Here is an 11,663-nt window from a genome sequence, read left to right as displayed (position 1 = left end):
TAACGATGGCTCACCTATTGATCTCAAAAAGCGCAGCGGCAAAACCTATTCCGATGCTTCCAATCCCTCCTGGGATGCTGCCAAAGCTGTCGACAATGGTTCTGGCTTCAAAGTCCTCTTAGAAGGCACGGCAAAAAAAGATGGTAGGTATTACGTCTGGGATGTCAACTCCTCTGGTGTGATCACCAAAGGTTCCGGCTGGAAGACCGCTGATCAAATGACTGACACCGGTTTTGAAGACATCTTCCAAATTGACTTCAACGGTGACGGTGTGATCTAAACATGCAACAAAAAAGAGATTTGCCCTGCCGAAAGGCGTGGTTTTTATGCCTTGAGCACCAAATAGACTGAAGATATGGCACGCATTACCAAGGCCGAAAAACTCCATCGCGTTAATCAAATTCGCTTGATTCTCTCCCGTGGCGGCACGCGCTCGGAGTGCCATAAGCTTGCAGCAACCGAATGGGGCCTGAAACCACGTTCAGCAGACTTCTATATCCATGAAGCCAACCAGCAGATCGTTCAGGACTTCGATATCGATCGTAAGGAGTACACCGCCCAGTTGCTGCAGGTGCTGCATCGCGTGATGGAGAAGGGAACAAAGACCAACCAGATGGGAGCAGTCACTGCAGCCGTTGCTCAGGCCATGAAGCTCGCACGCCTCGGCGGCTGATCGCTCAGAGATATTGAGCCCCACCCCCTCCAAAGCGAGCAAGCCGTTCAAGCGACCAAGGCGGCGAGCCTCCAACATGCCGCAAATGTTTGGGCACTTTTTTGGGCACACTGATGAAGATTCAAGCGCCAACAACAAAAAGCGACCCTCATGGATCGCTTCACCCCAGTCAGTGACTGAATTTCTGAATGGAGCCAAGGAGACTCGAACTCCTGACCCCCTGCATGCCATGCAGGTGCTCTACCAGCTGAGCTATGGCCCCAATCCGGCAAGAAGGCCTTAGCCGTCTGTCCGTCGTGTCGAAGCTTACAACGCCACGAGGGCGAAGGGTTGCGCACTACACCTGCCGCCAAACGGCAGCCAGCTTTCCTTGCACCTGCACCTGATCAGCAGGCAGCTCAATCGGCTCATAGGCAGGATTGGCCGCCTCCAGACGCACCACAGCACCATCGCGGTGGAAATGCTTGAGGGTGGTTCCACTGCCAGGCACCAGTGCACTCACGATCGTTCCCTCACGCAAACGGGAGGGCTCGGTGACGGGCTCCATCAGCACCACATCACCATCAGCGATGTGAGCATCCACCATCGAGTCGCCGTTCACCGTGAGAGCAAACAACCCGCGGGTCTCCAGCACAGGCGCCAGATCGAGACGCTCCTGCACGTCATCAAAGGTTTCCACCAATCCGCCTGCAGCGACTGCGCCCAGCACGGGAATGCCTGACGCCACCCCTCCGAGCAGCTGCAGCGTGCGTGCCTGCCCTTCCTGCCAGGTGATCCACCCTTTCTGCTGAAGGTGACGCAGCCGGCTCTGGACCGGCGCAGGCGAACGCAGGCCCATGGCCTGCATCATCTGACGGATCGAGGGGCTGTGGTGATGGCTGCCGATGTAGTCAGCAAGCCATTCGTACAACTCCTGCTGAGCAGACGTGAGCGGCTCGGGGGATCCAGCGGGCACCGGCAATGCAAATGTTCGTCAATACATGTGTACCGGTGCGAAGCGAATCGCGCAAGGGCTCAACCAGGCGGCCGCAACGCACAGATCCACTGAACCTTGGCCGCGGTGCCATCCCGGCCCAAGTAATCCACCCAAGCCCCCTGAGCAGACAAACGCTGCAAGCGTTGCTGGTTGCAGAGCGCACGCATCCGCACCAAACGAACCGTCCAGTTGTCGGCATCTTTTTTCTGGATCAACAACGCGCCATCAAACGCAACCCCCATGCGCGTACGCGTGGGATCAGCGAGGTACTCCGCAGCGCGCAGCGCAGGGGTGTGCAATCCCTCCATGAACAGCCAGGGGCGTGCCGGCAGGTCGCCGGACTGCGTGAGCTGTTCGCGCGTTTTCGCCCACATCGGCGATTCCGTCTGAGGCTGCCAGGTTTCAGCTGGAGCTGGTGCCCCGAGGGCCAGCGCTGCTAGCACGGACGCACCACCAAGACGCAACATCCGCATCATCAAGGCACCTCTTGGTCTGGGGCGGGCTCGGTCCGTTGACGGATCAGCTCTGCCAGCATTTTGAGCTTGGCGTTTTCTGATTCCGACGCCCGCGACGCCATCCAGGAACTGGCCGCTTTGAGCTGGGCGAGCTGCTGAAGCAGCGACAGGGCTGTTTCGCGGAGGGTTTCAAGGTCGTCACACTCCCGAATGAAGCGGCCCCATTTCTCCGTTTCAAACGACTGCTCAAGTCCGCGCTCGAGGGGATCAATGCTCATGACGGCATCTCCATCTCCGCCATCGGATCAGGCTCTCCCTCACTGATGGCTTTCGCCCGTCGGTAAAAAGCGCTCTCCGTGTCACCAGAGGCCTCCAACGCTTCCATGATTTGCTTCCAGTTGTCCCGTTCCTGCTGGTCCATCACGAGCGCAGAGAGTTTCCAAACCTTAAGCCGATTCAGGCAGCGCGCTTGAAGCATCTTCAAGCCAACCGCCACATCCTCCGTTGGATGGCTAACACGACAAAAAGAGCACTGCCCTCATGCTGATCACCACGACCCCCACCATTGAAGGGCGGAAGATCCTTCACTACCGGGGGCTCGTTACTGGTGAAACCATCATTGGGGCAAATATTTTCCGAGACATCCTGGCAAGCATCACGGATGTGATCGGAGGGCGATCGAAAGCTTACGAAGACGCCTTAATGACAGCTCGTGATAACGCGATCGAAGAGATGAAAAATCGAGCAACGCTGATGCAAGCCAACGCGATCGTTGGCGTTGATTTGGATTACGAAGTGTTTGGTGAAGGGGGAATGATGATGGTCTCCGTCAGCGGCACCGCCGTGTTACTCGAAGGTGGCACAGGCGTACCCCTGGCTTGAGTAGACCTTTTGAAACTGACGATGACTTGACCAGGCCATCGTCGGCTGGTGGTGGCAAGTTGTGGGCATGAATGAAGCCAAGCTCCCCGTGCAACTCCTGGTCAAGGGACTCTCAACCGCTGTGGCAGCGACCGTGCTCAGCACAGTGGCAACGCAGGCCGAAGTGAACCAAGCCGTTCCGATCAGGGGGCGGGTTCTGGCTGCAGGGAAGGCGCTCCCTAACGCTGAGGTGATCCTGATGGACGCCAACGGCCGTCAAAAAGCAATCTCGCTGGGGAGCACCCGCAAGGATGGTCAGGGACGCTTCAAGTAGGGACTCCCCAGTGATGCCGACCAGCAGCTTTACCTGCTCGCCCATTCCGGTCCGATCAGCCAGCTGCTGCTTCTGGGGAAGCGGCGGCGCAACGGGTCGTACTCAACGAGCTGGGAACCATCGCCTCGAGCGTGACGGCAGCCCAGTTCCTGCAGGGCAAGGACCTCTCAGGGTCTCCCATGGCGCTCTCGATTGCACCAACAACGTTGAGCTCTTCGTGGACACGAGCAGCGGCACCTGGGGGCGAACGGTGATTGACGCCAACAATGGCCCCCAATCCACAACCTTGGCACGCCTTGGAACGCTCGGAAATCTGCTGGCCCTCTGCGGTCTGCCGAGTCGACAGGATGCCTGGAGCCAACTGCTGACGTTTGATCGCAGCGGCATGGGGAGCACCCTGGGCGTGGCCCAGAGCCTGGCCCGCCGCCCCTGGCAGGGAGCAGGGGCATTGTTCGATCTATTCGACAAGGCCTACCCGGCCCCGGTAACGGCCAATCCAGAGGAGCGACAGAGTGAGGTGACCTACCTGCCGTATCTCTCGTGGCGTCCTGAGGATTTCGCCCTTTCTTTGAAATTCAGTGGTGGCGGTGTTTACAGCGCCGGGCGGATCAGCTTCGCCGCTGATGGAACCATGTGGAGCGGTCAAAACTGGATGCCAGGATCCCAGGCAGGGGCGATCCGCGGCATCGGCGGAGGACTGGCGGCACTCAGGCCCGATGGATCCCCACTTTCGCCTGCCATCACTGGCTTTACCGGTATGGGAATCGACGGCGTTGGCTGGGGTACGGCAGTGGGCGAAGAGAAGGTATGGCTGTCGTCGTTCAGCAGCACCATTGGAGTCTTCGATTTACAAGGTCGCCCCCTCGGCCCAGCCCAGGGCATCACGTTGGATGGCCGCATCGGACAGGGTCAGGGCATTGGCATTGCCCGCAACGGTGATGTTTGCTTGACTCAAAACCAATCCCAGAGACAGTCAGTCACTAATTCGATACTCAGAAGAATCTAAGATTCAAACGCCTCTCTTGACAGAAAATGATCAAGGGGTTTGGCCGCTCCCGTGATGATTAGCCTGGGAGCATCCCAGGCTTCACACATTTCTGCAGGCATACAAATAGAGCAAGCAAATCTAAACGACAGTGAACAAATAATAATCTCAGACATTTCACCCTCGTGTTGACGAACCCAACTCTGCCTCACGGCAAGAACATCTCTTTTCTCAAGTGCGTAGCTAAAGAGACCATCCCACGTCTATCATTGATCAAGACAAAGCTAAATCAGAAAAACCCCTTTGTCTGAACAGAAAACACTGAAAGGCGCCTTGCCTTGACCCCTGAATTCTGAAGCAAGAGAACCACCTTAGTAGTCGTCAAGCCTGCAAACAAAGCGTTGATTAAATTCCCATCGCTGGGTCATGACTATCGATGGAGGATGCCCTCAAGAGTGTAAGTGAACTTACAACTCAAACCCCAAGACACTTGATGAACTCAGCAGTCACAGCGGCCACGGTGCGCCATTCAGCGTCTGTGGTGATCAGGTGACCGCTGTTCTCCAACCACTGCAGCTGCACAGAACGAGAGCTGACCCGCTCACACAAACGATTCACACCGCGCACCGTGATCACCCGGTCCAAGCGGCTGGCCATCACCAGCAAGGGTTGCCTCACTTCCGCCAGATGGCGGCGCGTGTCGGCAATCAGCTCCAGAACCTTCACGCTGCAGCGAGATGGCCAGCGGTTGTAGGTCCAGATGCGCTCAGCGGTGGTGGGATCAACGAAGTCATCAGGGGGCCGCGGAACCGAAGCCAGAACCTTGGCCAGCAACGGTGCGATCAGAGCACGGGGATCAGCGCTGATGATCGGAGGTGAACAGGTGATCACCCCTTGGATGGACGGTCGCCGCCGCGCCACTTGCAACGCCAGGATCGCCCCCAACGACAAACCACCCACCACCACGCTCTGACCTTGCTGCTGCAAGCGATCGACCACGGCGTCGAGCTGATTGAGCCATTGCACGGGATCCACCGGCATCAGATCCTCGAGGCAGGTGCCATGCCCAGCGAGCAAGGGGCACTCCACCCCATAGCCCTCGCGCTGCAAAGAGTCGGCCAGCAGACCCATCTCAGCAGGTGATCCGGTGTAGCCATGAATCAACACCACGGTGGTGGAACCACCGGGCAAAACGATCGGATCGGGTGAGGCGCCCACGCCTTCAGAGTCCGCCCAGAACGGCCGCCAACAACGCCTGCTGGGCATGCAAACGATTTTCGGCCTGATCGAAAATCCGGCTTGAGGGGCCCTCCATCACACCGGCACTGATCTCTTCGCCGCGGTGTGCCGGCAGGCAGTGCAACACGATGGCGCGGGGATCAGCCTCTGCCAACAGATCCTCGTTGAGGCAGAAACCTTGGAAGGCCTGCTCACGCTCGGCCTGTTCCTGCTCCTGGCCCATGGACGCCCACACATCGGTGTAGAGCGCCTGCGCACCGCGCACGGCCTCCACCGGATCAGTGATCACACTGATCTGCGCACCGCCAACAGACAACGCACGCGCCTGGTCCACGACCCCAGGGAGTGGCTCAAATCCCTGCGGGCAACCAATGCGCACATTCACGCCGAGCAGGGCTCCACACAGCATCAGTGAGTGGGCCACGTTGTTGCCGTCACCCACATAAGCCAGCGTCTGACCCTGAAGATCGCCGAACGCCTCCTGCATCGTGAGGAAATCAGCGAGGGCCTGGCAGGGGTGCTCGAGATCGGTAAGGGCATTGATCACCGGAATCGAAGCCCAGTGGGCGTAATCCGCCAACTCCTGCTGGGCGAAAGTGCGGATCGCCAGCACATCGCAAAAGCGGCTGAGCACACGTGCGGTGTCTTCCAGAGGCTCACCACGACCGAGCTGGGTGACCTGGGGATTGAGGTCAACGGTTTGACCACCAAGGCGAGCCATCGCCACCTGAAAGCTCACCCGGGTGCGTGTTGACGCTTTGGTGAAGATCAACCCAAGCACCCGATTGCCCAGATCAATGCGGCGGTCGCCGTTTTTGAGCTGAACGGCCAACTGGAGCAAAGCCGCAGTCTGCTCGGCAGAAACATCGGCCGAAGAAAGGAAGTCGCAGCCGCCCAACGCGGTAAGAGCTGCGGCGACACTGGTGGAGGCAGACGCCATGGCTGGACTTCAAACAGCTGTTATCAGGGACAAGTGGTGGATCCGTCAAGCCTCAGGCCGCAATGGCCTCAGGCATCACGCTGGCCGCCAGCATCTCCTTGAGGTCATCGCCTTCGATCACTTCTTTCTCGAGGATCTTCTGGGCGATGGTTTCCAGAAGCGCCATGTTCTGACGAAGGATCGCCAGAGCCTGGTCATGGGCGTTGTCCACCAGGGCGCGCACTTCGCGATCGATCGCCTGGGCCGTGGCATCACTCACCGTGCGGCGCGGGTTGTTGCCACCACCAAGGAAACGCCCACCACCCTGTTTGTCGTAGGCCAGAGGCCCAAGGGTGTCACTCATGCCGTAAGTGCCCACCATCTGCTCGGCGATGTCCGTGGCCCGCTGGAGATCGTTGGCCGCTCCGGTGGTGATTTTGCCGAACACAATCTCCTCAGCAGATCGTCCGCCCAGGAGGGTGGCGATTTGTCCTTCCAGGTCTTCGCGAGAATTGAGGAAGCGCTCTTCGGTGGGAAGTTGCAGCGTGTACCCCAAGGCACTCATGCCGCGGGGAACGATGGAGATCTTCGCCACCTTGCTGCCCCCGGGCATCAGGTGACCCACGATCGCGTGGCCAACTTCGTGGTAGGCCACGACCTTCTTCTCGTCGTCCTGCATCACCCGGCTCTTCTTCTCAAGACCGGCGACAACACGCTCGATCGCCTCGTTGAGGTCCCCTTGCTGCACTGAGGTCTGCTTGTTGCGAGCAGCGAGCAGAGCCGCTTCATTCACCAGATTGGCCAGGTCGGCACCGGCAAATCCACTGGTGGCCTGAGCGATGCGGTCGAGATCCACACCCTCAGCCAGCTTCACCTTTTTGGCGTAGATCTCGAGGATCGTCTTACGACCGGACAGATCCGGACGGTCCACGAGCACCTGACGATCAAACCGTCCGGGACGCAACAAGGCCGCATCAAGAACCTCGGGCTGGTTGGTGGCCGCCAGCACAATCACGGGCTTGTCCTTGGAGGCAAAGCCATCCATTTCAGTGAGCAGCTGATTAAGGGTCTGCTCGCGCTCGTCGTTGCCGCCGACAACACCCATCGAGCCCGAACGGCTTTTACCGATCGCGTCGAGTTCATCGATGAAAATGATGCAGGGTGCGTTCTTTTTGGCCTGCTCAAACAGATCGCGCACCCTGGCAGCGCCAGCGCCCACGAAGAGCTCAACGAATTCTGAACCGCTGATGATGAAAAACGGCACACCGGCTTCGCCGGCGACGGCCTTCGAAAGCAGAGTTTTGCCTGTTCCAGGAGGACCAACCAACAGCACACCCTTGGGAATCCGAGCCCCGATCTCCGCATAGCGCTCAGGGGTCTTGAGGAAGTCGACGATTTCGGTGAGTTCGTCTTTGGCCTCGTCCACACCCGCCACGTCGGCAAAGGTGACCCGGGATTGCTCATCGGGCACGTACACCTTGGCCTTGCTCTTGGTGAAATTGAGTGCTCCCTGGGCCCCGCCAGCGCCCATGGAACGGCGGGCAAAGAACTGCAGCACCAAGATGAAGATCAGCGGCGGCACCACCCAACTGAGGATCGTGGTGAAGATGTTGGGTTTCTTAGGCGGTGCCGCTGCGAATTCCACGCCCTTGCTCTCCAGGCGCTGAGGAAGATCCATGTCGAAGATCGGCGTCGTCGCCAATACAGACGGTGCACCTTCTTCGGCTTCGGCCAGCTCGTAGCGGATCTGGTCCTGCGTGATGTAAGCGCGCTTCACGGCGCCATCATTCACTTGATCGATAAACAGTGAGTAAGGAACCCGAGGCACCTGCTGCATGCCCTGGTTGGGCAGGAAACTGCTGATCAGCAGAAGCACCCCGAAGCCGATCAACACCAGGTTGATGATTCCAAAGCGGCGGTTGGGGCGGTTGTCGTCCTCGCGGATCGGCATGTTGCGGGTCCCGATGATGCACCCAAACTAAAGCTGTCATTTCGTTCTCGGCCAAATCAATTGGGTGGAGAACCGAACGAGGGATGAGCGACAGAGGCTCGCCTGCGCGAGCGATCCGAGCCATCCTCGGCCTGAGCAACCCCAAACACGATGCGATCGGAGTGGCGGCGCAAGCGACGGAGGGAACGGATTTATGAACTGCTGCTGGGCCTCTGCCTGCTGGTGCTGACCAGCTTTGCCTTTCCCAGGGTCACCTGGCTGGGAAGCCTGGGCTATGCCCTCATCGCCCTGCTGCTCACGCAGTTGGTGATGATCCGCAAGTCAGTACTCACCCTGCAGGACCGCCTGTACCAAGGGCTGGGGCTCGTGGCGCTGTCGGCTTTGCTGCTGTGGCTGCTCACCCCGGTGCGCTGGGAAACCAGCGGCGTGCCGCTGGTGTTGAGCTGGGGAGTCCTGGTGGGGTGGAGTGTGATCCGCCTGGTGGAACGCCTGGCCAGCGAACGGCGGGTCACCGCCGCCATGCTGATGGGGGCTGCTGCGGGCTACCTGCTGCTCGGGCTCACAGCAGGACTGGTGATGAGCGCAGTGGAAACCATTCAGCCAGGCAGCTTCGAACCCCTCGACATCCCGATCACCAACGCCGCAGGCCAGAACAACACGGTGCTTGTGTCAGCGCCGGTGTTTGCTCAGATCAATTACTTCGCCTTCATCTGCCTCACCACCGTTGGCTTTGGAGACATCAACCCCGAGCTTCCCCTAGCCAGGATGCTCGCCGTCACCACAGGCATTGCCGGACCGCTCTACCTGGCGGTGGTGATGGGGGTGCTGATCGGGCGTTACGCCGGTGACCGCGAAATCGAAACCCGCCTGGAACAACACAATCCCGATCGACGTTGAAGACAAACAGGCGCGCTGTGGTGAGACTTCGAGAAGACCAACGCCGACCGTGCCGAGCTTTCCGTCTTTTCTGCTGCAGCAACGCAATGGCCCCGGCCAGCGGGATTACCGGGTACTGCTGGCTCTCACCCTGCTGGTGCTGATCAGCTTCGCCTTTCCGCCCCTGAACTGGCTCGGCGCTCCCTGCTACTCCCTGATCGCTCTCTGGTTCACGCGGGTGCTGGGCAGCAGCGGCAACGCCCACCCCTGGAGCGACCGGCTGTATCAAGCTCTGGGGCTGTTCGCGGTGGTGTCGCAGTGGATCTGGCTGATCACACCGGTGAAGCTGGAGAGCAGCGGCATCCCCCTGGTCACCAGCTGGTGCCTGCTGGTGGGCTGGAGTGTGATCCGGCTGGTGCGGGCCCTGGCCAGCGAAACCAAGGTGAATGAACGGGTGCTGATGGGGGCCGCTGCGGGATATCTGCACCTGGGCCTCACCGCCGGTCTGGTGATGGGGGCTGTGGAAACGATTCAGCACGGCAGCTTCAGGCCGCTGACCATGGCCTCGATGATGGAACTCAGCTCCGACAGCGTGCTGATGGTGAGCAGCTCGTTTGCGGAGATCAACTACTACGCCTTTGTGTGTCTCACCACCGTGGGCTACGGGGACATCAATCCCGTTCTGCCACTGGCCCGAATGTTGAGCATCGCCACAAGCATCATCGGCCCCCTCTATCTGGCGGTGGTGATGGGCGTGCTGATCGGTCGCTTCAGCACGGATCTGAAAGGGGACTGAGGGTCGCCTGCAGCAACAGATCGTCGGCAAGGCGCTGCTGCTGCAGGCCCTGCAGCTCCAGAACCTCGTTCATGGCCTGGAAGCCCAGAGTCCCCAGAGGGGTGCGCGCCGGCTCACCGCCCAGCAGCTTGGGTGCAATCACCGCCGCGATGTCCTGCACACAACCCTGCTGGATGGCGGCAGCGGCCAGCCCCGGGCCGCACTCCCAGAGCACCCGATTGCAGCCCCGTTGGGCCAACACGGCCATCAGCGCCTCGGGCTCGCAGGCCTGCAGCTCCTGCCGCTGCACACCGACAGCGTCCAAGCGGCTCCTTGCGCCCGCCGGCGCGTCCAGGCCGTGCACCACAAGGGTGGGAGCAACGGATTGATCCCAAAGCTGGGCCTGATCAGGCAAGTCCAGGCTGCGGCTCAGCACCACCCGCAGCGGTTCGGGGCTGCGCAAGCCCCGGCTGGTGAGCAGAGGGTCGTCAGCGCGCACGGTGCCGCCCCCCACAATCACCGCATCACACTGGGCCCGCAAACGGTGCACCCAGCTGCGGGCGCTGGGACCGCTGATCCACTGACTGGCGCCATTGGACAAGGCCGTGCGGCCATCGAGGCTCATCGCCCACTTGAGCACTCCCCAGGGCCGACCGGTGCGCACGCGGTACACAAAGGCGAGGTTCTGGTGGGCCGCTTCAGCCTCAAGCACTCCGGAGATCACCTCCACTCCGGCATCGCGCAGCCGTTGCAAACCGCCGCCGGCAACGCGAGGGTCGGGATCGGTGAGTGCCACCACCACGCGAGCGATCCCTGCCTTGATCACGGCGTCGGCGCAGGGCGGTGTACGGCCGTGATGGCAGCAGGGTTCCAGGGTGACGATGATCGTGCCGCCGCGGGCGGCGGCACCGGCCTGGGCCAAAGCCCCCACTTCGGCATGGGGTTGACCAGCCCGAGCATGAAACCCCTCCCCCACCAACACGCCGGAGGAATCGAGCACCACGGCGCCCACCAGAGGATTGGGGCTGGTGTGGCCGTCGGCCAAGGCCGCCAGCGCCAAGGCCCGGCGCATCCAGGGAATCCAGCGCTGATCCGGATCAGCGACCGCCCTCATGACCCAAGAGGCTCCGTCTGCACCTCACGCCACTCGCCCACCACATAGGGGGGAACGGGCATTTCGTTGAACACACCGGGAAGGAACAGCCGGAGTGGGCGGTTGTTGCTGAGGTCGTTGAGCAGGGGGTCGAGCGCAAATTCCGCCGCAGCCTCCCGTCCGTCAGTGGCCAGCGCAGGATTGTCGAGGGTGATGTCGTCGAGCTGCCACTCCTTCACGCCGGCCTGCACGAGCAGGGGGGAGGGATGCTCGAGGCGCAGTTTGCCGGGGTAACCCACGATGCGCAGCACCACGGGGTTGCCGGGCTGGCCGGTGCGATAAGCCACCGCCTGCCAACTCTGATAATCAAGATCACGCAGGCTTTCGAGGCTGCGCAGCATCGGTGCCCCGTTCTCATCCTGGTGTTCGTGCACCTGGGCATTCACCGCCGTGGGCGTGAGCAGCAAGAGCGTTACGGCAACCAGCAGTGTGCAGAGCAGACGACGCAACGCGAGCATGAATCAAG

At 60.6% G+C, this 11,663-nt stretch carries 16 protein-coding genes and 1 tRNA gene; 7 read left to right on the top strand and 10 right to left on the bottom strand.

Annotated features, from left to right (window positions below):
• On the top strand, positions 1 to 280 hold a 280-nt coding region (locus tag KQ296_RS00645), incomplete at its 5' end, for a hypothetical protein (protein ID WP_259726284.1).
• Between the two features lie 75 nt (positions 281 to 355).
• Positions 356 to 673 (top strand): hypothetical protein, encoded by a 318-nt coding sequence (locus KQ296_RS00640; RefSeq protein WP_011933577.1) that lies wholly within the window; start codon positions 356 to 358, stop codon positions 671 to 673.
• 189 nt (positions 674 to 862) lie between these two features.
• Here the strand turns inward: KQ296_RS00640 and KQ296_RS00635 are convergent.
• The 5 genes from KQ296_RS00635 to KQ296_RS00615 all read right to left on the bottom strand — a co-directional run bounded on the left by KQ296_RS00635 (position 863) and on the right by KQ296_RS00615 (position 2,600).
• Positions 863 to 935: transfer RNA gene (locus KQ296_RS00635), tRNA-Ala, on the bottom strand.
• A 75-nt stretch (positions 936 to 1,010) separates the two neighbouring features.
• Entirely contained in the window at positions 1,011 to 1,634 is a 624-nt protein-coding gene (gene lexA / locus KQ296_RS00630) for a transcriptional repressor LexA (protein ID WP_011933578.1), read from the bottom strand.
• Between the two features lie 53 nt (positions 1,635 to 1,687).
• Positions 1,688 to 2,116 (bottom strand): hypothetical protein, encoded by a 429-nt coding sequence (locus tag KQ296_RS00625; protein WP_011933579.1) that lies wholly within the window; start codon positions 2,114 to 2,116, stop codon positions 1,688 to 1,690.
• An 8-nt stretch (positions 2,117 to 2,124) separates the two neighbouring features.
• Positions 2,125 to 2,382 carry a hypothetical protein gene (locus tag KQ296_RS00620; protein WP_011933580.1) on the bottom strand — a complete coding sequence of 86 codons (258 nt, stop codon included), beginning with the start codon at positions 2,380 to 2,382 and terminating at the stop codon, positions 2,125 to 2,127.
• On the bottom strand, positions 2,379 to 2,600 hold the full coding sequence (locus tag KQ296_RS00615) for a hypothetical protein (protein ID WP_011933581.1): 222 nt from the start codon (positions 2,598 to 2,600) through the stop codon (positions 2,379 to 2,381). Before KQ296_RS00615 ends, KQ296_RS00620 begins: the two co-directional genes overlap by 4 nt.
• A 44-nt stretch (positions 2,601 to 2,644) precedes the next feature.
• Between KQ296_RS00615 and KQ296_RS00610 the strand changes: the two genes are divergently transcribed.
• The 3 genes from KQ296_RS00610 (at position 2,645) to KQ296_RS00600 (ending at position 4,305) form a co-directional block, all read left to right on the top strand.
• Complete coding sequence (locus KQ296_RS00610; protein ID WP_011933582.1) at positions 2,645 to 2,986, top strand: YbjQ family protein; 342 nt, start codon at positions 2,645 to 2,647, stop codon at positions 2,984 to 2,986.
• 67 nt (positions 2,987 to 3,053) lie between these two features.
• Positions 3,054 to 3,299, top strand: a complete 246-nt coding sequence (locus tag KQ296_RS00605; RefSeq protein WP_041428619.1) for a hypothetical protein — start codon at positions 3,054 to 3,056, stop codon at positions 3,297 to 3,299.
• Between the two features lie 13 nt (positions 3,300 to 3,312).
• Positions 3,313 to 4,305, top strand: coding sequence for a hypothetical protein (locus tag KQ296_RS00600; protein ID WP_011933584.1), 993 nt, complete (start codon positions 3,313 to 3,315; stop codon positions 4,303 to 4,305).
• A gap of 453 nt (positions 4,306 to 4,758) precedes the next feature.
• Here KQ296_RS00600 and KQ296_RS00595 read toward each other — a convergent pair whose 3' ends face one another.
• From KQ296_RS00595 to ftsH, 3 genes are read right to left on the bottom strand one after another with little or no spacing between them, the layout of a single operon-like run.
• Entirely contained in the window at positions 4,759 to 5,502 is a 744-nt protein-coding gene (locus KQ296_RS00595) for a carboxylesterase (RefSeq protein WP_011933585.1), read from the bottom strand.
• Between the two features lie 4 nt (positions 5,503 to 5,506).
• On the bottom strand, positions 5,507 to 6,463 hold the full coding sequence (gene argF, locus KQ296_RS00590; protein ID WP_011933586.1) for an ornithine carbamoyltransferase: 957 nt from the start codon (positions 6,461 to 6,463) through the stop codon (positions 5,507 to 5,509).
• Between the two features lie 52 nt (positions 6,464 to 6,515).
• A complete protein-coding gene (ftsH, locus tag KQ296_RS00585; RefSeq protein ID WP_011933587.1) occupies positions 6,516 to 8,393 on the bottom strand; it encodes an ATP-dependent zinc metalloprotease FtsH in 1,878 nt (625 codons plus the stop codon).
• Between the two features lie 150 nt (positions 8,394 to 8,543).
• Here ftsH and KQ296_RS00580 point away from each other — a divergent pair, with 150 nt between their 5' ends.
• Both KQ296_RS00580 and KQ296_RS00575 read left to right on the top strand, forming a co-directional pair.
• Positions 8,544 to 9,290 (top strand): potassium channel family protein, encoded by a 747-nt coding sequence (locus KQ296_RS00580; RefSeq protein ID WP_011933588.1) that lies wholly within the window; start codon positions 8,544 to 8,546, stop codon positions 9,288 to 9,290.
• Positions 9,291 to 9,339: 49 nt separating this feature from the next.
• Positions 9,340 to 10,065, top strand: a complete 726-nt coding sequence (locus KQ296_RS00575) for a potassium channel family protein (RefSeq protein WP_011933589.1) — start codon at positions 9,340 to 9,342, stop codon at positions 10,063 to 10,065.
• Here the strand turns inward: KQ296_RS00575 and ribD are convergent.
• On the bottom strand, positions 10,040 to 11,158 hold the full coding sequence (gene ribD / locus KQ296_RS00570) for a bifunctional diaminohydroxyphosphoribosylaminopyrimidine deaminase/5-amino-6-(5-phosphoribosylamino)uracil reductase RibD (protein WP_011933590.1): 1,119 nt from the start codon (positions 11,156 to 11,158) through the stop codon (positions 10,040 to 10,042). The two genes, KQ296_RS00575 and ribD, sit on opposite strands and share 26 nt — an antisense overlap.
• Positions 11,155 to 11,655 carry a DUF3122 domain-containing protein gene (locus KQ296_RS00565; RefSeq protein WP_011933591.1) on the bottom strand — a complete coding sequence of 167 codons (501 nt, stop codon included), beginning with the start codon at positions 11,653 to 11,655 and terminating at the stop codon, positions 11,155 to 11,157. Before KQ296_RS00565 ends, ribD begins: the two co-directional genes overlap by 4 nt.
• Positions 11,656 to 11,663: the final 8 nt, after the last annotated feature.

The sequence above is a fragment of the Synechococcus sp. CS-197 genome (genome assembly GCF_025128215.1).
Classification (GTDB): Bacteria; Cyanobacteriota; Cyanobacteriia; order PCC-6307; family Cyanobiaceae; genus Synechococcus_C.
This window is presented reverse-complemented; position numbering and strand designations above follow the sequence as displayed.